General features: G+C 45.9%; 20 protein-coding genes. 12 read left to right on the forward strand and 8 right to left on the reverse strand.

Translation table 11 applies throughout. The annotated features are described in order from the left end of the window. The first annotated feature begins 41 nt into the window (after positions 1 to 41). From GC096_RS34635 to GC096_RS34645, 3 genes are all read left to right on the forward strand, one after another. The gene (locus GC096_RS34635; protein ID WP_171637106.1) at positions 42 to 605 is read left to right on the forward strand and encodes a TetR/AcrR family transcriptional regulator; all 564 of its coding nucleotides are present in this window, start codon (positions 42 to 44) and stop codon (positions 603 to 605) included. 188 nt (positions 606 to 793) lie between these two features. Beyond that, entirely contained in the window at positions 794 to 1915 is a 1122-nt protein-coding gene (locus GC096_RS34640; protein ID WP_171637108.1) for an ABC transporter permease, read from the forward strand. Beyond that, complete coding sequence (locus tag GC096_RS34645) at positions 1915 to 2592, forward strand: ABC transporter ATP-binding protein (RefSeq protein WP_171637110.1); 678 nt, start codon at positions 1915 to 1917, stop codon at positions 2590 to 2592. The genes GC096_RS34640 and GC096_RS34645 overlap by 1 nt, the downstream gene beginning before the upstream one ends. A 227-nt stretch (positions 2593 to 2819) precedes the next feature. Here GC096_RS34645 and GC096_RS34650 read toward each other — a convergent pair whose 3' ends face one another. Beyond that, positions 2820 to 4166 carry an erythromycin esterase family protein gene (locus GC096_RS34650; protein ID WP_246303186.1) on the reverse strand — a complete coding sequence of 449 codons (1347 nt, stop codon included), beginning with the start codon at positions 4164 to 4166 and terminating at the stop codon, positions 2820 to 2822. Between the two features lie 410 nt (positions 4167 to 4576). Here GC096_RS34650 and GC096_RS34655 point away from each other — a divergent pair, with 410 nt between their 5' ends. From GC096_RS34655 to GC096_RS34670, 4 genes are all read left to right on the forward strand, one after another. Next, positions 4577 to 5155, forward strand: a complete 579-nt coding sequence (locus tag GC096_RS34655) for a sensor domain-containing protein (protein WP_171637112.1) — start codon at positions 4577 to 4579, stop codon at positions 5153 to 5155. A 121-nt stretch (positions 5156 to 5276) separates the two neighbouring features. Continuing rightward, positions 5277 to 7070 carry a helix-turn-helix transcriptional regulator gene (locus GC096_RS34660; RefSeq protein ID WP_171637114.1) on the forward strand — a complete coding sequence of 598 codons (1794 nt, stop codon included), beginning with the start codon at positions 5277 to 5279 and terminating at the stop codon, positions 7068 to 7070. Between the two features lie 157 nt (positions 7071 to 7227). After that, positions 7228 to 7851, forward strand: coding sequence for a TetR/AcrR family transcriptional regulator (locus GC096_RS34665; protein ID WP_171637116.1), 624 nt, complete (start codon positions 7228 to 7230; stop codon positions 7849 to 7851). A gap of 74 nt (positions 7852 to 7925) precedes the next feature. Beyond that, positions 7926 to 9131, forward strand: a complete 1206-nt coding sequence (locus tag GC096_RS34670) for a YhgE/Pip domain-containing protein (RefSeq protein ID WP_171637118.1) — start codon at positions 7926 to 7928, stop codon at positions 9129 to 9131. A gap of 373 nt (positions 9132 to 9504) precedes the next feature. Here the strand turns inward: GC096_RS34670 and GC096_RS34675 are convergent, their stop codons facing one another. Both GC096_RS34675 and GC096_RS34680 read right to left on the reverse strand, forming a co-directional pair. Further along, a complete protein-coding gene (locus GC096_RS34675; protein WP_171637120.1) occupies positions 9505 to 10539 on the reverse strand; it encodes a sensor histidine kinase in 1035 nt (344 codons plus the stop codon). Continuing rightward, positions 10536 to 11207 (reverse strand): response regulator transcription factor, encoded by a 672-nt coding sequence (locus tag GC096_RS34680; RefSeq protein ID WP_312886411.1) that lies wholly within the window; start codon positions 11205 to 11207, stop codon positions 10536 to 10538. The genes GC096_RS34675 and GC096_RS34680 overlap by 4 nt, the downstream gene beginning before the upstream one ends. Before the next feature lie 190 nt (positions 11208 to 11397). On the opposite strand from GC096_RS34680, the gene GC096_RS34685 reads away from it, so the two are divergent. Beyond that, positions 11398 to 12165, forward strand: coding sequence for an ABC transporter ATP-binding protein (locus GC096_RS34685; RefSeq protein ID WP_171637124.1), 768 nt, complete (start codon positions 11398 to 11400; stop codon positions 12163 to 12165). Next, positions 12152 to 14077, forward strand: a complete 1926-nt coding sequence (locus tag GC096_RS34690) for an ABC transporter permease (RefSeq protein WP_171637125.1) — start codon at positions 12152 to 12154, stop codon at positions 14075 to 14077. The genes GC096_RS34685 and GC096_RS34690 overlap by 14 nt, the downstream gene beginning before the upstream one ends. Here GC096_RS34690 and GC096_RS34695 read toward each other — a convergent pair. The 5 genes from GC096_RS34695 to GC096_RS34715 form a co-directional block, all read right to left on the reverse strand. Next, positions 14039 to 15613, reverse strand: coding sequence for a HAMP domain-containing sensor histidine kinase (locus GC096_RS34695; protein ID WP_171637127.1), 1575 nt, complete (start codon positions 15611 to 15613; stop codon positions 14039 to 14041). The two genes, GC096_RS34690 and GC096_RS34695, sit on opposite strands and share 39 nt — an antisense overlap. Continuing rightward, entirely contained in the window at positions 15610 to 16308 is a 699-nt protein-coding gene (locus tag GC096_RS34700) for a response regulator transcription factor (protein ID WP_171637130.1), read from the reverse strand. The genes GC096_RS34695 and GC096_RS34700 overlap by 4 nt, the downstream gene beginning before the upstream one ends. 92 nt (positions 16309 to 16400) lie before the next feature. Then, on the reverse strand, positions 16401 to 17198 hold the full coding sequence (locus GC096_RS34705) for a hypothetical protein (protein WP_171637131.1): 798 nt from the start codon (positions 17196 to 17198) through the stop codon (positions 16401 to 16403). 559 nt (positions 17199 to 17757) lie between these two features. After that, entirely contained in the window at positions 17758 to 18600 is an 843-nt protein-coding gene (locus tag GC096_RS34710) for an SDR family oxidoreductase (RefSeq protein WP_171637133.1), read from the reverse strand. 416 nt (positions 18601 to 19016) lie between these two features. Continuing rightward, complete coding sequence (locus tag GC096_RS34715) at positions 19017 to 19433, reverse strand: MarR family winged helix-turn-helix transcriptional regulator (RefSeq protein WP_171637135.1); 417 nt, start codon at positions 19431 to 19433, stop codon at positions 19017 to 19019. Between the two features lie 247 nt (positions 19434 to 19680). Here GC096_RS34715 and GC096_RS34720 point away from each other — a divergent pair, with 247 nt between their 5' ends. From GC096_RS34720 to GC096_RS34730, 3 genes are all read left to right on the forward strand, one after another. Next, a complete protein-coding gene (locus GC096_RS34720; protein ID WP_171637138.1) occupies positions 19681 to 21891 on the forward strand; it encodes a sensor histidine kinase in 2211 nt (736 codons plus the stop codon). Then, positions 21888 to 22583, forward strand: a complete 696-nt coding sequence (locus GC096_RS34725) for a response regulator transcription factor (protein ID WP_171637140.1) — start codon at positions 21888 to 21890, stop codon at positions 22581 to 22583. Before GC096_RS34720 ends, GC096_RS34725 begins: the two co-directional genes overlap by 4 nt. Before the next feature lie 139 nt (positions 22584 to 22722). Beyond that, positions 22723 to 23181 carry a MarR family winged helix-turn-helix transcriptional regulator gene (locus tag GC096_RS34730; protein WP_171637142.1) on the forward strand — a complete coding sequence of 153 codons (459 nt, stop codon included), beginning with the start codon at positions 22723 to 22725 and terminating at the stop codon, positions 23179 to 23181. The last annotated feature ends 122 nt before the right edge of the window (positions 23182 to 23303 follow it).

Below are 23303 nucleotides of genomic sequence, written 5' to 3' on the forward strand. Positions count from 1 at the left end.
ATAAAATGATTCTTACATGACGGGAAAGGAGACGAATCAGCTTGGGAAGAAAACAATCTTTTACTGAAACAGAGTTGCTTGACATGACAAAAAGATTAATACTTGAATATGGTTACGACGGATTTCATCTCAAACTGCTCTCACAGCATTTGCCTGGAGCCAGAAGCACGATTTACCAATACTACGCCAATAAAGAAGAAATAGTCGCAGCTTGTATGAAGCGAGTGATTTCTAACGTATTAACAAATGCTTCATCAGTTGATGAGACGGACACTTTGGCAGCTCTACAGCAGTTACTTGACATTTATATAGAAGAATCTAATCTTCATCAAATCCTTGGAGATGCTCATAAAATTAAGACAGAACATGATAAGGCTCTTAATGATCTTTTATTCGTTGAGCAAGCGCATTCCATTCTCAAAGTTCAACTAACACGCTTGTTTGAACGGGCTCAAAAGGAGAAAAGCCTAAGAACTGATATCCCACTCCCTGTCCTTATTAGTACTTTTTTTAACCTGCTTAATACCCCGAATATGATGAATCTCCCTGCGCAGCAATGGAGCAATCTCTTGTTTCAAATATGGATCGGGGGCTCTAGGAGCTAGTAAAAGTAGTCTGAATTAATTTTTGACACAAGTGTCAGTTATGTGGTTTAATTGCTAATGACACAAAGGTTGTTACATCGAATATGACACAAGTGTCAGTTATGTGATTTAATGCTAATGACACAAAGCTTGTTTTATCGAATATGACACAAGTGTCAAATATATATGGATAAGGAGTTGGAAATAGAATGTTTTTGGCTATGAAAGAGTTAATGCATAGTAAAATGAGGTTTTCAATGATCGTGATCATTTTCGTGCTGATCGCCTGGTTGGTGTTCATCCTATCTGGCTTGGGTAATGGATTATCGACGCTTGCGGCATCCGTATTCAAGAACATGCAGGCAGATTATGTCGTCTTCCAACAAGGGGCGCAGTCTTCAATGAGTAAATCACTACTTCCTGATCATTTGGTGGCTGATGTAGAGAAATTACCAAATGTAACTGCTGCTTCACCTATGGGTAGTTCGATGGCAACAGCGCTTAAGAGTCAAAGCAACAAAAATGAAGACAAAGTCGACATCGCCATTATTGGTATCATCCCTGGAAGCTTCTTGGAGCCAACCATCATCGAGGGGAATCCTTTATCATCTGATAACCCGAAGAATGTCGTTGCGAATGTGACAATGAAGGATAAGGGGTTTAAACTTGGAGATATTTTTCAATTAGACGGATCTACAGAGTCGTTAACTATTATCGGATTTGTCGAAAATCAAACCTACAATCACGTTTCAGCCGTGTTTACACCCATATCTGAATGGCGTAAAATTGCCTTCGCAGCACCCGGCTCCAATAAAGGAATTGCGGATCCTGTGAACGCTATTATGCTTCAAGGAACTAATATTGATCCAAGCTTAATTAATAGTAAGCTATCGAATACGGATACAGTTACTCGTGCGGGAGCTGTGCAAGGGATGCCAGGTTATAAAGAAGAGAACGGCTCAATTCTGATGATGCTAGCTTTTCTCTTGGCGATCTCCGCATTCGTTCTTGGCGTATTTTTCTATGTGATTACCATACAGAAGACCAACCAATTCGGCATTATGAAAGCGATCGGTGCAAGGAACGGATTCTTGAGCAAAGCGATCATATCCCAAGTATTTGTGTTGTCGTTGACCAGTATTATTATTGGTATTTTGCTCACTTACGGGACAGCTGCCATTATGCCAAAGGCTATGCCATTCAAGCTTGAAACGAATCTAGTCATTGGATATTCGATTATCCTTCTTGTTATTGCATTGCTCAGTTCATTAGTTTCGGTTCGCAGAATTATTAAAATAGATCCGCTGATGGCGCTCGGGAGGGTCGAATAATGAATAAAGGATTACAGCTTAGTAATATCACAAAGTATTATTCCGAAGGCAGCAATCGGGTTGCTGCACTCGATCATGTCTCTATCTCCGTTGTGCCGGGTGAGTTTGTGGCTGTCGTCGGACCATCGGGGTCTGGTAAGAGTACCTTTTTATCCATTGCGGGAGCACTACTCAAAGCTTCCGAAGGAGAAGTCAACTTGAATGGGCATAATATTTCTAAACTTTCTGATAAAGAATTGTCTAACATTAGGTTGAGGGAAATCGGGTTTATTATGCAGTCATCGAACTTGGTTCCCTATTTAAACGTACTTGATCAATTGCTTTTAGTGAAGAAGATGTCTGGGAAGGTTACTGCGGAGGATAAAAAATTCGCCATTAAGTTACTTGAAGAGCTGGGGCTTGGTGCGAAGCTAAAGAGCTTTCCCGAAGAACTCTCCGGGGGGGAGAAACAGCGTACTGCCATCGCTCGCTCTTTAATTAACAATCCTAACGTCATTTTGGCCGATGAGCCGACAGCAAGCTTGGACACCAAACGGGCACATGAAGTGGTCAGCCTCATCGCCCATGAGGTTAAGTCGCGTCAGAAAGCGGCGATCATGGTTACCCATGATGAGCGGATGCTTGAATATTGCAACAGAGTATATCGAATGGAAGATGGAAAAATGAACTTGGTCTAATTTTTGACCTGTGCATATACATGCTGAGGTCTTATTTCTAATCTAATGACATGAAAATGCCTACTAAGAACCCCGATAAATCATCAAGGTTTTATATGGTTGTAGTGATATTCATGTCGTTCCTTTTACGACAAGCATATCACTACAATACATAATAGCGACAAGAAAGTCGCTCGAATAACCCTAATCCTGGTAATAAGTTAATGGGTCGTCTTTTTTATTTCATATTACTTGATATGCGAAGGGCTTGTTTTTTGAATATGAAAGATAATGTCGAATTGCTCTTGAAGGGAAACATCATAATATTGCGGTTCGTTAGGAATGATCACTGCAATGCCATCCAAGAATGGCTGCTTTTCTTTTACCCATTGCTGCGCATCTCCATTCAATTTTCGAAGATCTAACAGGAACTGATCGTAATGAACTTGTCCAAACATATGATTGGAACTGCTCACGTTCTTCTGAATGGTATCCGCTGCAATCTTATCTTCACTGAATGCTGTAAATTTGCCTTCCGTGGTGGTGGAGCCAATTGCTACATATTGATTGCCAACACGTTCTTTCAGAAACTCCCCGGCGACTTTAGGATACATCTTCTCAGTGATAACACCTTTAGCTATGTGAATATTGTGCCCCCAAACCATCGTTTTGCCGCCAAGCTTTTCTTGAGCCCAAACTGCATGCTCGGCTAGATACTGATCATGCAGCTTCACCATGCTCGGATAGTCAGCCGGAATCACCATCTTCGTAAAATTCTCTATCACCTTAGTCGTCTCTTTAACCCAAACTAGCTCGTATGAATCAATCTCTTTAATCGACTTAGTTTTGTCTTCAAGTAGCTTGACTATTTTTTGCGCATTAGCCATATGCTTTTCTTTCACTTCAGTAGTCAGCTTCATATATTCCTGTAGATTACCTGCCACCGATGACAACTCTTTGTAGCTTTGCTCGACTTCCGGCAGTAAATCAGGATGATGCTCCTTAACGTAATTGATCACTTTATCGAAGACACTTTGATCCAGCATTTTTAAGTCTAGTCCGACGAATTGAATTTTCTTTTTATTTACAGGATCAGAGTTGTATTCCCGCATCCATTCTACCATTGCGACGATCTCATCAGTTGGGTATAACAGCTTCAAAAACTCCCTAGGGTCGCCTTTTCCCGTTTGGATATACTCGTTCAGCTTTAAACCGTTACCCCAATCCTCTTCAATCCCAAAATTAGTAAAGCCCAGCTCAGTGACTAAATACTTCACGAGGCGATGCTTCATCATAAAAATCTCCGAGCTTCCGTGAGTGGCCTCTCCTAAACCAACATAATTTGCATTCCCTATCATGTCTTTTAGCGGTTTTAAATCATTCAATGGTTGTTTCGGATCTAACGACTTCAGTTGCTTCGCCTGCGATTCAAGTGATTTCGCAATACTATTTTGAGATATTTGAGCTGTCTCAACTGGTTGGGTTGTTCCTATTTGATCCGACTTATCAGCTCTCGTACTGCAACCTGCAGTTAGAATTGATGCACTTAGCATGACGGAAACTCCACCGTAAATAATTTTCCTTCTTTTGTTCATTGTATTCACCTCATGGATTTTTTTGAAGTACGTCTCTTTCTGCACACAAGCATATGGGGGCGTCTTCAGTAGTCCAATTGTCACTAACTTAGTATCATTTAAGCTAGTTACAAATCTTCACTATTTCATGTGACAAGCAGTGCTCGCTAACGAACCGATCAGCGCCAACATGTCACAAAGTAAAGATGACATGTTGTCACTGGTGGATATGACAGCTGTACGGTTAGTATGGAGCAGTAGGCAACCACCACCCTGGTTCACCTATAGAAAACACGTAGTCAAATCGCATTAACAACTTCAGAACAGTGTTTCCGACTATGGCGTTTACTTTTTTTGCTGGGGTTGAGCAGGTTGGACATATGCCGAAAATGGCCAAGCCATACAATACACGGAGAGGAGCGATGAACCTTATGAAATTAGGTTTCATCCAAAATGGTTATTTTTTATTATTAACTTTCGTTACAGGCTTGTTTTACTTTTGCTTTTATATGGTAGCTCTGTCGTTAAGTTTAAGTCTTTCATTTACGGTAATCGGCATTCCACTAGTTACACGCGTATTGCGAACTACGACAACCTTCATCCAATTCGAACGCACGCAGACGAAAATTTATACAGATATTACGACGGCACCTTACAACAAAAAAATAACAACGGATGCATCGGTTTGGGTTCATGCCAAATTAGAACTTACGGATCGCCGCAATTGGTTCGCCGTCTTTTGGTTAATGCAGAAGTTGGGGATCGGACTCGTCAGTCTCGTCAGCGTAGCCGTTCTCTATTTAGGACCGCTTGCATTCCTGTTGGCACCACTTTTGTATCGATACATCGATTTGAATGTCATTTTCATGCAAGTAGATACTTTTACTGAATCACTCCTTACCATGGGTCTGGGAGCGGTGCTTGCCGCAATAAGCGTCAAGTTAAGTGACCGGTTGGCGAAAACAATCGGAGGTTATACGCGCACCATGATTCAGCAGCTAGACCGATAGCTGTTTTGTTTCCGGCCTTTGTGCAGATGCTGTAGCGTAAACAGCCAGTTATGTACCACACGAAGGTTTGGTCTATAATACTATAGGAAACAAAAAGAAAGTTGCTTAGGGGTTGAATGATTTGTTGGATATGGTCAAACAGTGGTTTTGGTATGATTGGATTATGCTGGGGATTCGCCTTATTATTAGCGTTTCGCTCGTACTCACGACGATTAGATTTCAGGAAGGTCTAGTGCTGTCTCTTTGGATCGTTATTTTTTGGGAGATTGCCGCTTTCTCTATTCCCTGGGTTTGCTTACTGCTCAACTACAAATATTATTTATTCACAGAAATACTGCTATTTGGTGGGCTGTGTATACATTTAACCTCGTTGTTTCCAGAAGCTTTCCCTTCATTTCTTGCATCAGCCTTTCTGATTGCAGCGAATAGCGCTCATCGGTCTTATCATTGGACGGCTCCGGCAGCAGTCTTGGTAATACCCGGAATTTTTTATGTTGTTTCGCCAGTTAACAGCTATTGGTTCATGGTAACCTACTATGGATTTGCTTATGTGATGGGATTCGCTTTTCATTTATTGATCGTCAATCATCGGCAAAATGAAACGATCCGCAAGCAAAATGCGGTGCTTGAGCAATATATGTCCCAAATCGAGCGTATTACGCTGGCAGAAGAACGAAACAGGCTGTCGAGAGAGCTTCACGATACTGTCGGTCATGCTTATACTTCCATCATCATGGGAATGGAAGCGTTGCGCTCGGAGCTTGCTACTGAAACGGGTATACAGAGGCTGGATTCCTTGCTTGAGTTGGGCCGTAAAAGTATAGAGGAAGTGAGGGGCTACTTGCATCAAATGGATTCGCCACAGCAGTCTCTATCCTTGGTCCAGTCTCTGCAAAAGCTTGGGGATGAATTTCAGGAGCATGCCCGGATCAACGTAAGCTTTCGTGCATTCGGAGACGAGTATCAACTATCCCGCCAAGCGATAATGGCGTTCATTCGCTGCTTGCAAGAATCTCTTACGAATGCGGTTCGTCACGGTCAGGCGACGGAAATCACTGTTTCTTTGCAATTTGGGCAGCAAGATACGAGGCTGGAGGTGTATGACAATGGAAGAGGGATGGAAGAATGGCGGGAGGGCTTCGGCATGAACGCGATGAAGGAGAGGGCCATGAATTTGCAAGGTCAAGTGTCCGTTTATACGAAGCCAGGGGACGGTACGCTTGTTACCTGTTCGTTGCCGCGACAAGCGGAAATGGAGGACGACCTTATTCAGTTGTTGATCGTCGACGACCAACCTTTTATCCGGGAAAGTCTGCAGATGCTGCTCGATAAGTACCAAGACTTGAACGTAGTCGGCTCGGCAGAGGACGGCGAACAAGCCGTCGAGCTGTGCGGACGCCTCCAGCCACACGTAGTGCTAATGGATTTGGATATGCCACGCATGAATGGAGCCGAGGCAACCAAAATGATAAAGCAGCAATGGCCGCATATCTGCGTATTGATTTTCACGACTTTCCAGGATGCGGAGCAAGCATTGGACTTACTGCGCAGCGGTGCGGACGGCTTCCTGCTGAAATCAACCGAACCGTTAGAGCTGGCAGATACGATCCGGCTTATTCACAGAGGAGGCACATTAATCGATCAGGGAATGTCCCATAAAATATTCGAGAAGCTCGATAAGAGCGTCGAATCAACGCAAGTGAAAGCCGTTAACGACTATGACCTGACTTACAGGGAAATAGAAATATTGCAGCTTGTTGCCAAAGGGCTCGGGTACAAGACGATAGCGTCCAAGGTGTATTTATCGGTCGGCACGGTCAGAAACTACGCCTCCTCGGCCTATATTAAGCTAGGAGTACGCAACAAGGAAGAAGCAGTCCAGAAAGCGTTGGAAATCGGGATCATCGTTAGCTAGATTTCGAACGATAGCTATGCTCGGCTACGAATTGTCGGGGCTTCAAATTCAACTCACTACTACTACTGCTGCCATCAACCACTTGCTTTTACAAAAAAAGTAGTCTATAATTCATTACACGATCGTTGAACGAAACAATGAGAGCGAGATTACATGTATGAAAAGAGTGCCCAAAACAAGCCGCGATCATCAGGCGGCCGAACGTCGGGAGCAAATCTTACTTGGTGCTAAGCAACTGTTTGCGGAGCATGGCTTTCACGGGACGTCGATTCGCGCAATGAATAAGCATATCGGGATCACAGATGGCTTGTTGTATCACTATTTTCCTGGGGGCAAGCAGGAGATCTTTGAGACCATTTTCCATGAGGCTCAGCGAGCACGCATGGAGATTATGGATGGGTTAATTAAAGGGATTCATCCAGGCCAGCCGTTGGAAGAAGCGTTATATCTGTTTATCTCAAGATTGGTGGAAACCCTCGTTGGGGATCCGGATTTTATGAAAATTATGCTGCGGGATTCGGATAATATCTTATCTGAGGATAAGAACTTTATGACGCAACTGATTTTGCAGCGGCACCAAGCGTTAACCGATGCATTGGCGAAAAGAGCTGAGGCTGGGGAAATCCGAGAGATGGACTTTGGCTTAGCAGCCAAACAAGTTATTTCCGTTGGTATGATGGCGGTTATCGGACGATTTACAGCAGTGAAAATGATAGAGACTGATATTAATAGTTATTTGAAAAGAATGGTCGCTTTCACCGTATCACTTTGGAAAAAGTGATTTTCTTTTTAGTAATTTCGTTCACACAACGTTGAATGAAATATATGAAATTATGAATCTAAGGGGGTAATACTATGAATCACTTTTTTAAACAGAAACATCCGTATTTAGCTATCATTGCTGTTTTTCTTGTTATTCTTCTATTAGGGATAGCGCAACTCGGCTCGACGGTGAATCCAACGCCTAAGAATCTGCCTGTGCTGCTCGTTCAAATGGATGCAGGTGAGAAGCTTCCAACCGGGCAAGAAATGAATTTCGGTAAGCTAATTCAGGAGAAAATAACCTCAGCCCCAGCACAAGCTGACACCGTATCTCCGCTCAAATGGACGACTGTAGCAAGTGAACAAGAAGCCATCGATGCGATGGATCGAGAGCAAGCCTACGCGGCGATCATTATTCCGGCAGATTTCAGCCATAAGCTAGCCAGTTTATTATCCCCTGCGCCGCAGCCGTCATCCTTAACACTTTATGTAAACCAAGGGATGAATAATACCGCAGCAACCATGGCGAACGGCGTGTTGACTCAGATCCTTAATGGCGTTAACGGTCAAGTAAGAGAGCAACTATTAGCACAAGTTAGTCAAAAAGGCGGCACACTCACCGTTGACCAAACCAAAGCGTTCGCTTCACCAATCGTCGTTACAAGCAAGAACATCAATGCTGTTGGCACGAACAGCGCAAATGGTAACGCGCCTGTTGTATTAACCCAGCTTGCTTGGTTTGGAGCCATGGTGACAACGTTATTACTCTTCATGGCCGCTGGCAAAGCAACACAAACGGGTTCGCGCGCGCATCGCTTTGGTATTCAAGCGTCCCAATTGCTTAGTGGTGTCGTCATCACCGCGGCTTCTGCTGCCAGTATTCTACTTGTAGCAGGTAAATGGTTGGGCTTAACCATCCCAAGTTATTGGGAGATGGGGTTATTCCTTACTTTTGTCGGTTTTGCCTTCTTCCTATTGCAAACGGCCGTTGTTAGCTGGCTTGGTTTAAAAGGTGTACCGCTGTTCGTACTCGTGTTCTTCTTCGGCGCACCCGTGCTTTCCCTGCCTGTCGAATTATTACCAACATTTAGTCAAGACTGGCTGTACTCATGGCTGCCGCTTCGTTTCTCGGCGGAAGGACTTCGTGATTTGTTCTACTTCCGTCAGAACTTGAATTTGAGCAGTCCGATGTGGACGTTAGGCATCATTGGTGCCGTGGCTATCGTGGTTATTTTCTTGTCCCTGTTGAAAAAGCACGAACAACCAGCAGCTAAGGTAGAGGCTTCTCGTTCTATGTAACTCGGTCTTTCTGTTGTAGATACAACAGAAATGTGATTCAGGCGAAGGAGGGTCACCCTCCCCACCATAGTCTCTTCTAGTTAGTAGGTCATTTATGGGGTTAACTAACCAGAGAGGGATCGAGGATACGCTATTTCACGATTTATGAGCTGTTTGGCTTCGAAGGGGAACGAGGGTGCGCTATTCTGCTACTTTGGGAGGAAATACAGGTAGTAAAGGCAAAATAGTGTACTGACGTTCCCCTTCACGCGTTAAGCACCTCGTTATTGACCAATTAGCGCACTCACGTTCCCTTTTCCTGTGGCCAATATGAGGCCGATGACAATAAGCCTCCAACCTGACAATCAGGTTGGAGGCTTTTCAGTTTATAACATCAACGCAAATCATTATAATGCTGCATCTTCAAGAAGTGAATGGTGACCGTAGTCCCCTCGCCAACCGCTCCCGTAATCGACAGATCATGCCCCAGTTTCAGCGCCATTTGTTTGGCTAAGTAGAGTCCCATTCCGGTAGAGCGGCTGTGTGTTCGGCCATTTGTCCCGGTGAAACCTTTATCGAACACGCGACCTAGATCAGCGGCATCGATCCCTATCCCGGTATCTTGGATGATGAGTCGTTTCTCGGAGTCGGTTTCCTCAGAACGGAAGATGATGCTGCCACCATTGTCGGTGTAAGTCAAAGCATTCGCCACGATCTGGTTCACGATGTAGCCCAGCCATTTGCTGTCACTGTTCACGCTCAGGGCCAGCGACTCCATATCCGGACGTATCCGTTTGGTGATGAACAGTTTGGCTACTTTCTTGATGCTCTCCTTCACTAGGGTCGTTAACGACAACTCCGAGATGAAATAATCTCTGGAGAAGGAGTCGATTCGCGAGTAATAGAGCGCTTGCTCGACGTAACTATCGATCTTGCTAAGCTCGTCCTCAAGTTTGTCTACGAGGTATTCCGCGGTTTTGCCGGCGCGGTTCTCCATAATGAGACGGCTGGCTGCGATGGGCAGCTTCACTTCATGGATCCAGGAGAGGATGAACTCCTGGTGGTTACGGATCTCCGCTTGCAGGAGATGCGTTTCATTGGCTTGATCCTTAGACAACTGAGTCAACAGCTGTAGATAGAGCTCTTGCTCGTTGGTTTGAGGTTCGGGCATCGCCGCAATGGCCCAATCTTGATGTTGGTTTTTGCCAAGAAACGCATTGAGTTCCTTGTAGAAGGACTTCCGATAGAAATAGCCAAACGTTATATACAAGGCAGCGAATAGAAAACAGCCCGTATTCGTGTAGGTGATATTATTAAGGGCGGCCTGCCCTTTTACACTGACAAGCATGATCATTGAAATGAACAGCATCGTTACCGCATACATCCCTATGAAATATCGTTTATCCTTCAAATAGGAGAGAAAGCTCATGGGATCATATACCCTTGCCCTTTCTTGGTGGTGATGAAATCATCGCGTCCAAGTTCAGCAAGCTTTTTGCGCAGGCGGGTAATATTAACGGTTAACGTATTATCGTCAACGAAACTTTCATCCTCCCAGAGGCCTCGCATCATCTGCTCTCGGCTGACGATCGCGCCTTGATGCTGCATGAGAATGGTGAGAATCTTGAATTCATTCCGGGTAAGCTCTGTTTTCTGATCCCCACAAGCGATGTCACCATCTTTCAAATCCAGGACGACACCATTATGGGTCATCACGTTAGCCGATGTCTCCATGTAGGAGTAGGTTCTGCGCAGCAGGGCATTGATTTTGGCCACGAGGACGTCAGTATAGAAAGGCTTCTGGATAAAATCATCGCCACCCATATTCATGGACATGACCATATCCATTGGTGTATTACGAGACGAGAGGAAGAGAATAGGGACATTCGAAACTTCCCTGATTTGGCGGCACCAATAGAATCCGTCGTACGCCGGTAAATTAATATCCATCAGCACGAGATGGGGATTTTCGTTCACATACACGGTGAGCACCGCGTCAAATTGTTCGATAATAATCGTTTCAAACCCCCAGCGGCCAAGGGCTTCAGCCACCGTATCGCGTATCGTTTTATCATCTTCCACGATCATAATTTTCACAGACAGTCGATACCTCCTCAAGGGATGAATGAGCCGATTATACCACTTCATCAGAAATGGTAGCATAATCATGACAAAATTGTAAGGTAACGCGAAGGAGTTGTAAGTTACTTCGATGGTTGCATGGTCCCGGAGATAGTAGGATAGAGGTATCAGGAAGCAAACCATGATTATTGGAGGAATAACCGATATGAAAACGATCGTTGAAGCTAAGCAGTTGAAGAAAGTATACGGCACCAAAGGCAATGTATTTACAGCATTGAAAGATATCGATTTAACCATTACGCAAGGTGAATTTGTAGGTATTATGGGACCGTCTGGATCAGGCAAAACGACGCTGTTGAACCTGTTAGCCACCATCGACCAGCCAACCTCGGGGGAAATTGTTGTCGACGGGATTAGCCTCATGAAGATGAAAGAGGCAGAGCTAGCCAAATTTCGCCGTGACAAGCTGGGCTTTATTTTTCAGGATTATAACTTGCTGGATACGTTGACTGTGAAAGAGAACATCATTCTCCCGCTTGCCTTAGCAAGAATGAATGTGGCTGAATTGGAGCGCCGCGTAGCTGTGATCAGCAAGAAGTTCGGCATTGATCCGTTGCTGGATAAGTACCCCTACCAAATTTCTGGTGGTCAAAAGCAGCGAACAGCGGCATGCCGCGCCATCGTGTCGAACCCCAGTCTCGTACTGGCCGATGAGCCGACAGGGGCGCTGGATTCCAAGTCCGCGACAGAGCTTCTGGAAAGCTTGCAGAGCTTGAATGTGCAGGACAAATCGACGATTCTCATCGTGACGCATGATGCTTTTGCAGCCAGTTATTGTACACGTGTTGTCTTTATTAAAGATGGTCAATTATTTACGGAGTTAAATAAAGGGAACGCTTCGCGCAAGGAGTTTTTCAACAAAGTCATGGATGTGCTCTCGGTGCTAGGGGGTGGGGCAAGTGACCTTATTTAGTCTGGCTAGAAGGAATGTCATCGGTAATCTGAAAAATTATTTGATCTATTTCATCTCGATGATTTTCAGTGTCGTGATTTACTATACGTTCGTTTCCTTGCGCTACAGTGAGGAGATTGCGGCGAATATGCAGAAATGGGAAGGTATGAAGTCCGTTTTCACTCAAGCTTCCATCGTGCTCATCCTGTTCGTTGCGGTGTTTATCTGGTATTCCAATTCGTTTTTTACCAAAAAGCGGAAGAAAGAAGTAGGCTTGTACGCCTTGCTTGGCGTGAGGAAGCGTAAGATTGGCACCATGTTATTTTATGAAAATATGATGATGGGCATTGGCGCCGTTGCCGTAGGTATCGTGCTGGGCACGTTACTGTCCAAGCTGTTTGCGATGATGTTCCTCAAATTGCTGGATTCAACCGTTGAAGTCAGCTTCAGTATTTCCTCTGAGGCGATTGTGAACACACTGATCGTATTTGCCATCATTATCGTCGTAACTTCGATCCATAGCTACCGATTGATCTATCGCTTTCAGCTCGTGGAATTGTTCAAGGCAGAGCAAGAGGGAGAGCAGGTTCCGAAGCCATCGGCTTTATCAGCGGTTTTGGCCATAGGCCTATTGATTCTCGGCTATTGGACGGTGTTCCAGCCTATGACGACTTCTGCCCAATTGGGACGGAATTTCCTCATTATCTTCGCCACCTTGATCGCTGGCACGTATCTGCTATTCCGGTATGCACTCATTTATATCTTGAAAATCGCTCAAAAGACGAAGTCTCGCTACTATAAAGGCATGAACATGATCTCCACAGCGCAATTGATTTATCGCATTCGAGGGAATACACGAATGTTCACGATGATTGCGCTGCTCAGTGCGCTAACGCTTTGTGCCGTTACGGTGGGTTCAAGCTCCTATTTCACGATCACCAAAGAAGCAGAGGAAGAAGCCCCTTTCAGCTACATGCACATATCACAAGGAGCAAGCTTCGATGGGCAAGTTAGCGCTATGCTGGAGCAGGATAAAGAACATCCGATCGAGGCTAAGCTGGATGTTCCGATTATCCGAATTACTGCGGATGTGACGAATTTCTACTATCATCCATCAGGTCATGATGCGAAGGCCGTTCCGATTAAGCTCATTTCGGCTTCGATGTACAATAAGACTTCCGATGTGTTGAATCGACAAGGATTGATTGAACTGCAAGACAACGATGTCGCTATCATTCAGCCGAGATATGCGACTTTTACCGATAATGAGGTGGTTGGGAATACGATTTCGTTTAATTCTCAGACAGGTAGTCAGACCCTGACGGTGAAACAGCGCATCGTAGGAAGAATAGTGCCATGGAGCTTCCCCGATCTCGTCTTCATCGTCAGTGATTCCCTGTATGCCAAGCTGGTCCCAGGATCAGACGAAGTGACCTACAAAGGGTATGTCGTTAAGAATCAAGGGTCAACGAAACTGACCTCTAATTCCCTGATGAAGCTGAAAACAGAGCAGAACGGGCTGTCCTCCTACTATTATCAATATCGCCAAAACATGGAGTCAGCAGGCATGGATATATTCACGCTTGGTTTCTTAGGACTTGTCTTTCTAGCCGCAACGGGTTGTATGATTTACTTCAAACAGCTGACCGATGCGAACGAGGATAAAGAGCGTTATGCGATGCTGCGCAAAATCGGTGTCAGCCGCAAAGAAATTAGGACGACGATCGCCAAACAGACCCTGTTCGTATTCATGCTGCCGCTAATACTAGGTGTTATGCATAGTATCATGGTACTCAAGGCGCTGACGTCGATCCAGATGATTAGCGGAGAGATCCTCATTCCAGTGATTACGACGACGGTCCTTTATGCAGCTATTTATTTCTGCTACTTCGTGCTATGTCTCGGAGCCTCGAACCGTATCGTCAGCAGGTAAAATGGTGAACGTGACGCCATCACTTTCATTCTTAGCCTGAACGCTCATCGCATGATGATCCATAATTTGTTTCACAATAGCTAGGCCGAGTCCGAACTGCCCCTTGCCGCCGGTGCGGAATGGCTCGAACAGATTATCCGCGATTATCTCATCGAGCAGCGGACCGTCGTTACTCATCCGAATTTCAAAATGAGGAGCGGGACTCATGCGGATCCGAATGCAAGTTTCGGCATAACGAAGCTGATTATCGAGCATGTTTTCCAAAGCGATCTTCCATTGTTCCTGATCTCCAAGGAGCGTGTGTGGAGCTAGGTTCAGCTCCCAGGTGATCTCAGGACGCTTATAACGGAGTCGTTCGACAACATCTTCGATGACTGCCTTGATTTCAAAAGCATGGAAAGGCTTCTCTTTGGCCGTAAAATAATTCAATTTGTTTAGCAATAACAGATCGCGGATGCGCTTCTCCAGGCGTTCGCCTTCTTTCATAATGACGCCTAAACTGGCACTTAACGTGCCTTTGGGAAAAACACCGTCTTGAATGGATTGCGCATAACTGCGGATCACCATGACCGGTGTTTTTAGTTCGTGCGACGTATGCTGCAGAAAGAATTGCTGCGCACGATCTTGTTTCACAAGCCGCTGACGCATCCCTTCAATGGCTTTGCCTAGGCGGCCAATCTCATCTTTACGGCGGCCCGTGTCGATGGGCTCATGCCAATCGCGTTCGGCCATACGTCCCACATGGCGTTCCATCTGAACGAGGGGACGTGTGAAATACCGAGCCAGCAGTAAGCAGGGGAGCCAGCTGATCACGATCAGGCCGACCATCAGTAAGATCAGTCGGACGAACATCGACATGATGAGATCATTGCGGTAGTTACCCCAAGCGTAGGAAACGATAAAGTTGGGTGCTCCTTGGACGAGCTCTTTGCGGATGACATAAAAGATGCTGTTATTATCAATACTGCGCGTATACTTGGCAACGGGCTGCATCTGGGCTAGCGCATCTTTCTCCATCGCTGCCATGAATGGCTCTGCCGAATGGATCGTTGTTGTTGCCGCCATGGACTCGGCTGCTTGTGTGCCACTAATCGTAAAATGCCGAATGGAAGGGCCGGTCAGCGTTCTTTCAAAAGGAGCTGTTATCTGGGCGGAAAGCTTAGAAGCTTCGGTCAAAGTGGGAACAGGTTCACTCGATGAAACTCCCATTTGTACGTTACTGCTTCCATCGACGTTAGGGACAACTAGAACACGACTTCCAAGCGATGGATCAGATGCTGAGAGTGATGTCATGTTCATAGGCTGTGGTAATAGGGGGATAGCAAAAACAGGACTCGCTACCGCTTGCACGTGCGTAGCCTCTACTTGTAGCCCACTTTGGGTATCCATCAAAATATTGTAAAGCTGCTCGGTGAAAAACCCTTTCAGCGTCCAAGGCAATAACACCGCGAGCAATGTGAAAATGAACAAAGTCAGCGCGGCGAAGGCTCCCCATAATTTCAGGGCGAGCGGCCACTGGCCTAGTCGAAGACTCATGCTTTCACCATCCTATACCCGTATCCGTATACGGTTTCTAAACGCATGTCGGGCAGCTTGCGGCGCAGTCTGCGTACTAAATCATCAACGACACGATCGGTACCGAAGTAGTCGATGCCCCAAACCCCACGCAGCACCTGCTCGCGTTCAAGCACTTGTCCTTGATGCTGCACGAAGTAGAGCAGCAGCTCATATTCCTTCGATGTCAAATCGAGCGTGGTGCCATAACTATTGCTTACTGTGCGAGCGGGCTCATCGATCGTGTAGGAAGCCAATGTAGTAAGCTGCGCGCGGCGCTCCATGGAGGCTGTCAGCACGCTGTTCCCTTGCCGCGCATATACGCGCTCTAGCAGCTTGCGGCAGCGGATGACTAGCTCGCGTGGCAGAAACGGCTTCGCCAAATAGTCGTCGCTCCCAAGCTCAAGACCAATAATGCGATCGATATCGGCATCGCGGGCCGAGATGAAGATCACCGGCTGTGAGGGTTGATCGGCTTTAATCTCTCGGATGAGCTGGAAGCCATCCACCCCTGGCAGCATGATATCGAGGACCCACAAGTCCGGCCGCTCCGAGATCGCTTCTCTGGCTGAAGTTCCATCGGGGAACGAACGCACCTGCCACCCCTCTTTCTCCAAATAGGCGCCTAGTACGCCTCTTAAATGCTCTTCGTCTTCTACTAAAAAGATGCTATACATCGTATATCACGCCTTCCATGCCTTTTAACATGTGGAAAAGTGGAGCCGATTCGCCATGTTGTGCGATCGGTTCCACCTTGCTTAATGCTTATTTATTTTTTCTCAGCTTCCGTTTGCTGTTCTTTCATTTTTTTAGTCATGTCACGCATGTCTTCTGTTCCCTTTACAAAATCCTTCAATAAATCCGGCAAGATCGCACGAATCGCTTCTGCATCATCCGCTTCTACCGCATCTGTTAATTTTTGTTGAAGTTTCATGCTCTCAGTTTCTACAGGCTTAGCTACCATTATATCACTCGTAACTCCAGCCTCAACTGGAAGAAGACGGGTAATCTGCTCTGGCGTCGTTCCATCGGCCTGCGCAGTGCGTGTGAAGAACACGCGTTGAGGAGCGACTGTCCCTTCAGGAAGGTTTTTCAGCTCATCAGCTGTGAGAGCAGGTAGTAGTGGTGAAGCTTCGATGGCTTTTCCACCTTCAATTGATGTTATGAATGTAGCATCCGAAGATGGGAATACTTGCATTTTACCATCTGCATCTTCTTTGGAAATGGTTACTGTCTTAGCGAAAGTAGGTTTTGGCAGATCCGCTTCTGCTTGCTTGCGATCGTCTAGTGCTTTCTTCCAGTCCGCTAGGGTATCTGGGGCATATGTTGTGGCTAGCAGCTTCAAATAGTTGCGCTCATGAGCCGGTTGGCCAAGCAAGCCTGCACTTGCAGAGCGGATATGGAGCGCTGGCATTGAACTAACTGCTTTTACCATTTGAATAGCCTCAGTAGGCTTCGCTTCTGTTGTCGTATCTGCCGCAGATGCACTTACTGCACCGAATGCGATGGTTGTCATAATAGCTAGCAGGCTCGTTTGAACGGCGCGTTTTTTCCATGTTGTTTTCATAGTTTGAAAACTCCTTTCGATTTATGTAGCATGTAGGGATGGTTGATTTCCCTTACACCCTTACTGTACCGAAAGATTATGGACATCCTATCGTAACATTGTGGGAAATTATGTGTTGATAAGAAAACACCACCCCAGGGACCATGCCGCTGTGGTGGTGTATATAGAAAGGTTCTTTCTTCACTTTATCTGATTCGGCTTTCCAACCCGTCTAAATGGAAAACATACAGTTAATTCTCGCAAATTCCTCCGAATTTCACGATTAGATGGAATGAATGTCGTTAAATCATCGAATTTCACCAGTATTCACTTGAAATCTTGGAATTACATGGATAATTTCCAGTTAAATCATGGAAACACGAAGTAGACGTGAAAGTAACTGTACAAAATACAGTTACTCTAGTATTTGGCCACGGCTGCCCGCATCCCTGCAGGAGAGAGGAGCGCCAACGTGGCTTTCGTATACCAAAAGGGACGTACTTCTCAAGTACAGTCCCTTTTCTTGTATTTCACCATAAACGCTCCCGTCCTTGAAGGACGACGTAGCCTATTAATTTGCCTACATATTCAAATGCAGCTTACGCGTATTCAACATCCCAGCAAGACCCGTTGGATCTTGACTGACTTTATATTGGACGAAAGCCTCCGCTTGTTCAGACGTACGAAGACGAAGCGGCTTAGGATCCATCTCAGTGACGAGTTTAACGACAACGTCTGCAACAGACTCTGAGGTTTGCGGCACCGAATTGCGTTTGGAGAAGTTATCCAAATATTGCGTGATGATCGGTTTGTAGTCATCCTCCAAGATGCCGCCGGTTTTCTGCACGTGCCCCAGCACCGTAGCATTGAAATTCGTCGCAATTGCTCCAGGCTCCAGCAGTGTAACATCGATACCAAAGGCAGGTTTATAGTAGGTAGCTAAGCTTTCGAGCAATCCCTCTACAGCGAATTTTGCAGCGCAATAGATTTCATTGAAAGGTTGACCGACCAAGCCGCCAACACTCGTTGTCGCGATAAGATGAGCCGAATCCGATTTGCGAAGCAAGGGAAGGCCTGCTCGAATCGTATGCATCACGCCGTATACATTCGTGTCGAATACGGCTTGAATTTCCTCGAAAGTCGCCTGCCCCAGCGCACGCAGAAAACCAAAACCTGCATTACAAAGCAGCACATCGAGATGTCCATGCTTAGTTTCAATCTCGCCGAAGGCTTTTTCCATAGAAGCGGGATCCGTTACTTCCATTTCCATAAAATGAAGGTTCGAGATACCACTATACTGCTCTTGATCGCGAGCGACATTACGCGTACCTGCATAGACGGTCCAGCCAAGCTCGGCAAACTTCAAGGCGGTTGCAAGTCCGATACCTGAGGATGCCCCCGTAATAGCCATTATTTTATGCATAGGATGAACTCCTTGTGTGTTTATTTGTTTAACTGTTTAGAAACTAAACAATATACCTGAAAGTCGAATTCGTCAAGAGGAGTATGAAAAAAGGGTTGTCACACAAGTCCACCAACGTAGAGGGAACGAGGATGCTCTATTTGCGGAAAAATAGGTGAAATCGTCATCGCAAGGGAACTAACGTATCTTATTTCTTTGAAAACTCTCATAACTCACGAAAATTGAGCCTATAGTGCCTTCACGTTCCCCTTAGTTCTCGTTTCGTCTGATTACGGCCTAATAAGGCATCTTCGTTCCCCCTTCGGAGTCTGTTTCGGCTAATTTTAACGAGTTGGAAGAGGGAGCGGCTATACTAGTAAGACATATAAAAAAAGCTGTCCATTATGTAGAAGAATCTACTTATGGTTACAGCTTCATTAAACAGGCATTTTAGCTAATAGCTGTTGCAATGTCGCGAGCTCTTCTTTTGTATATGAAGTAAAAAGCTGTTCGATTTTCGTATTATACGCAGATAGAATGTGAATGATGAGCTCGTTCCCTTTATCCGTCATTTGGAGAAGATGACTGCGGCGACTGGTCGGATGGGGTTTGCGGACAAGTAGTCCTTGCTCCTCCATTTTATCCAATAGCTGTGTAATTGCTCCCCGCGTTAACCCGAATTCGTTGGCAATATCCACCGCGATGCAGTCGGGATGCTTGCGTAGATACTCCAAGACATACATCATAATCGGAGATATCTGAAATTGAGGCAGTACCTGCGTTAAATAAGAGGAAATGACATTCTTGATGCCGCGAAATTTGGTCGTCATCCATTCATGGTCAGGTGTTGTCATACGTAGCCGCCCTTTAGTGTTAGTGTCTACCTAGTATGCCAAAAAAAATGACCCACAGCAACGGGCTGTGGGTCTAAGTATATATATTTTAAAGGGGGGTTGTTCTTTATTATAGGCAAGTTACATTAAAACAACATGAAAGTTAGATTTCATTTTCATTACAAATTTGTCAGTGGTAAAATAAGTTGGAAAGCTAAACAAGAGCTTGAGCTGGAGAGCGGGGTATTTCCTATTGAAGCATTATTCCATGAGGTCACATTTAACGATTACATTTGCCCTAATGGCCTTGATTCCGATCCTGATTCTAGGCGGCTTTCAGGTTTCGCAAATTAAGAATATTACAAAGGAAACGAACCAGAACCAGCGGCAGACGACGTATCGCCTTGGGGACGCAGTGGAAGCTTACATGTCCTATCATCGCAATGCGGTTGAAACCTTAGCGGCTACGATCTCGGCATCGGATGCGGCTTTTCGCAATCGGGAGAGCTTGACGTTGAAGCTGCAATCGCTGCAAGAGAATCTGGAGGGATTCACAGGTATCTATGTGGTCGATGATAAAGGTACGATCAAAGCAACACACCGGATGTCGACGGATCTGATTGGTGTTGATGTTAACGATCGAGACTATTCGGCACGTGTGAAGGCTGGACAGAAAGCAATTATATCATCGTTATTCAAAGGCCCTGAGAGCTTGAACCAACCAGCTATAGCGATTGCCGTACCGATTTACAAGGGCAACAAGCAGGTGGATGGCTTCGTATTAGCTGTACTTGAACTAGCGCCAATTAAGACGCTCGTTACCAAATACGATTATGGGACAGAGGCGTATCCTGTTGTGCTGGATCATGCCGGCAAGCCGATTTATCATCCGAATGCAGCGTTAACGGAATCCATGGCTGATTTATCCAAGGAGCCCGTCGTCGCCGATGCCAAAATGCTCAAACAAGGCGAAGGCACCTACACACTAAGCGCCTCATCGCATAAAGAACTTATTACATACAAGCTTATACCAGACTTGAATCTCATTGTATGGGTAAGCAGGTCGACCGCAGCTGTCAATGCAGCATTCACGGAATCTTTACGGATCACGTTGCTGTTGGTAGTGTTTACGCTCATTTTAACCTTACTGTTAGGCAGTCTGTTGGCCAAACGATTGAACGGCACGATCCACGCCTTAGTTGGCTATACACAGCGATTAGCTGGAGGATCATTCGCTCAGCCTGACCTGAAGGTAGTACCACGAGGAGCGCCCGCAGAGCTGCATCAACTTGCCGAGCATTTCTTCCGTATGGCCGCGCAGATCAAGGAAAACCAACGCGCCTTGTTGCAACTGAATAGCGAGCTTGAGCATCGCGTAGAAGAGCGCACACAGCGATTGCAGGACGAGCATGCGACGTTGAATGCTGTTTTGGAAAGCATGTCAGATGCGATTGTCCTAATTGATGTGCAGCATAATGTGCTGTATGCCAATCATCAGATGGCGGAAAGTTTCGCAATTCCAATGGGCAAATTGTCCCATATGCCAGAGGCTGATTTATTTGAGCGGATTGCTGAGCTATTGCCAGAAGATCAGGACGAGCTCCAATTGCGTAAGTTGACGGCAGAGCCGAGGGTACAGAGCGCCTTAACTGTGAAAACAGAGCAAGGCAAGCCACGCTTTATGATGGTATCCGCGTTTCAGGTTGCGCGGGAGGGGCGGGTATTTGGCCGCGGCTACGTGTGGCGTGACAGAACGAAGGAGCATGAAATCGATGCGTTGAAGAACGATCTCATCTCCCTTGCTTCGCACGAATTCAAAACCCCGATTACGAGTATCCGCGGCGGTGTGGAAACATTGCTGCGCAGGGATGCGCACTGGGATGAGGACTTTAAGCTGGAGCTGCTGGAAGGCATTCACGAGGATATAGGCCGTATTCAAGATCTTATCGATGAGTGGCTGGATATATCCAAAATCGAATCAGGTGCGATGGGGATTCATCCGCAACCGTTGAGGCTAGCCGCCGTAATCGAAAGTGCTAGACATAGACTGCCTGAAGATATCAGCGCTGCACGACTTCAATTGGAGGTTGCGTTATCTTCGGATACGCCTCTAGTTTTTGCAGATAAGCTCCGAATGGAGCAGGTTTTCTTGAACTTGTTCATCAATGCAGTTCGCTATAACGAGCGGGAACCGATCATTCATGTGACCACACATGCAGATGAAGAGTATGTCTACGTTCACGTACAGGATAATGGGATCGGTATTGCAGAGGAACATTTGGCGAAATTATTCGATCGCTTCTATCGTGTGGACGTATCGTCCAGTCGTCAAACCGGAGGCACAGGGCTTGGGTTGGCGATTTGCAAAGGAATTATGGAAGCCCATGGCGGAACCATTCAGGTTGAAAGCCAACTGGGTGAGGGAAGCCGATTCACTTTGATGATTCCACGGTTTAATGGGGGAGATGAGCTAGCATGAGCGCAAAGAAAATCATGATCGTCGACGATGAGCCCAAAATCATTCGATTCATCGCGGCGAATTTGAAATCCTTAGGTTTCGAAACGGTGGCCTGCCAGAGCGGGGCCGAGGCGTTGGAGAAGATGGAAGCCGTCGATCCAGATTTGATATTGCTGGATCTAATGATGCCGGGGATGGATGGCTTCGAAGTATTGCGCAGGCTGCGCGCTTATTCGAGTGTGCCTGTTATTATGCTAACAGCAAGGAGCAATGGCGCGGATAAAGTGCAAGGGTTGAATCTCGGGGCGGATGATTATTTGACCAAGCCGTTTTCGTTGGACGAGCTGTTCGCCAGAGTCAATGCGGTGCTCCGTCGCTTGGATGGACGTATGCCTTCACCATCTACGGTGAGTGAATTGACCGTTGGACCTGTGAACGTCAATCTAGCTCAGCGACGCATCCGACTAGGTGGAACGGAAGTGAAATTCACTGAGACGGAATATAATTTGTTTGTTCTACTCTTGCAGCATGAAGGCAAAGTCATGACGCATGAGCAGTTGTTGAGCGAGATTTGGGGAAGTGAGTACCGTGATGAGGTCGAGTACCTGCGCGTTACCATCGCGCGCATTCGACAGAAGCTGAAGGCCCATACCGAGGGGCAGGAACTGATTGTAACCTACCCTGGTGTTGGTTATATGGCGAAGGGGGATTAATTTTTCAGCCAACATCTTCGTATGGATGTGAGCGAGTTGTCTGATAAAAAAGTAATGATTCGAGTAATGATCGCGGAGGTTACCCATATTAGTTGTAATTATCAACTATTGTATGTTACACTGCATTCAGGTGATGATAATGACTACTAATTCTCCTTATATTAACGTAAGGGAAACCTTCCAACGGCTAGTGAGAGTGTTTGGACTATTACAGAAAGACGGCGCCCAGGACTGCGGCATCTCTGTTATCCAGAGCCATATTCTATACGAGTTAGGCAAACGACCGAACTTATCGCTTAATGATCTTGCCGGGCTGCTTGCAACGGATACAAGCTCACTTAGCAGACAAGTTCAGCAACTCGTTGAGCTAGATTTGGTCAATAGACTACCCGATCCAAATGATCGGCGTTATGTCGTATTGTCGTTGACCTCGGATGGCGAGATGAAACAGCTGCACATCGCAGAAACCATGGACCTATACTTGCGCAATGTATTCGCGGGTATTCCGGAAGAGAAGCATGAACAAGTATTTGAAACGCTTAGTCTCGTGAATACGGCATTGCGCAGTATCCCGTTTACGAAAGAACCTTCTTCCTAGAAGCTCCTAGAAAGAAGGTGCCCTTTTGTATAATAGTTGCAAACATCAATTATATAATAGTGTCATTAATTGCCTGCGTCAGATATCAGAGGTTTCCGTAAAACAAGTAGCACAACAAAAAT

The sequence above is a fragment of the Paenibacillus plantarum genome, from assembly GCF_013141695.1.
Lineage (GTDB): Bacteria > Bacillota > Bacilli > Paenibacillales > NBRC-103111 > Paenibacillus_E > Paenibacillus_E plantarum.

Coding starts and splice junctions, on each gene's coding strand:
- GC096_RS34640 (WP_171637108.1), top strand. CDS start 794: ATGTTTTTGGCTATGAAAGAGTTAATGCATAGTAAAATGAGGTTTTCA.
- GC096_RS34645 (WP_171637110.1), top strand. CDS start 1,915: ATGAATAAAGGATTACAGCTTAGTAATATCACAAAGTATTATTCCGAA.
- GC096_RS34650 (WP_246303186.1), bottom strand. CDS start 4,166: ATGAACAAAAGAAGGAAAATTATTTACGGTGGAGTTTCCGTCATGCTA.
- GC096_RS34655 (WP_171637112.1), top strand. CDS start 4,577: ATGAAATTAGGTTTCATCCAAAATGGTTATTTTTTATTATTAACTTTC.
- GC096_RS34665 (WP_171637116.1), top strand. CDS start 7,228: ATGAAAAGAGTGCCCAAAACAAGCCGCGATCATCAGGCGGCCGAACGT.
- GC096_RS34670 (WP_171637118.1), top strand. CDS start 7,926: ATGAATCACTTTTTTAAACAGAAACATCCGTATTTAGCTATCATTGCT.
- GC096_RS34675 (WP_171637120.1), bottom strand. CDS start 10,539: ATGAGCTTTCTCTCCTATTTGAAGGATAAACGATATTTCATAGGGATG.
- GC096_RS34685 (WP_171637124.1), top strand. CDS start 11,398: ATGAAAACGATCGTTGAAGCTAAGCAGTTGAAGAAAGTATACGGCACC.
- GC096_RS34695 (WP_171637127.1), bottom strand. CDS start 15,613: ATGAGTCTTCGACTAGGCCAGTGGCCGCTCGCCCTGAAATTATGGGGA.
- GC096_RS34700 (WP_171637130.1), bottom strand. CDS start 16,308: ATGTATAGCATCTTTTTAGTAGAAGACGAAGAGCATTTAAGAGGCGTA.
- GC096_RS34705 (WP_171637131.1), bottom strand. CDS start 17,198: ATGAAAACAACATGGAAAAAACGCGCCGTTCAAACGAGCCTGCTAGCT.
- GC096_RS34710 (WP_171637133.1), bottom strand. CDS start 18,600: ATGCATAAAATAATGGCTATTACGGGGGCATCCTCAGGTATCGGACTT.
- GC096_RS34715 (WP_171637135.1), bottom strand. CDS start 19,433: ATGACAACACCTGACCATGAATGGATGACGACCAAATTTCGCGGCATC.
- GC096_RS34720 (WP_171637138.1), top strand. CDS start 19,681: ATGAGGTCACATTTAACGATTACATTTGCCCTAATGGCCTTGATTCCG.
- GC096_RS34725 (WP_171637140.1), top strand. CDS start 21,888: ATGAGCGCAAAGAAAATCATGATCGTCGACGATGAGCCCAAAATCATT.
- GC096_RS34730 (WP_171637142.1), top strand. CDS start 22,723: ATGACTACTAATTCTCCTTATATTAACGTAAGGGAAACCTTCCAACGG.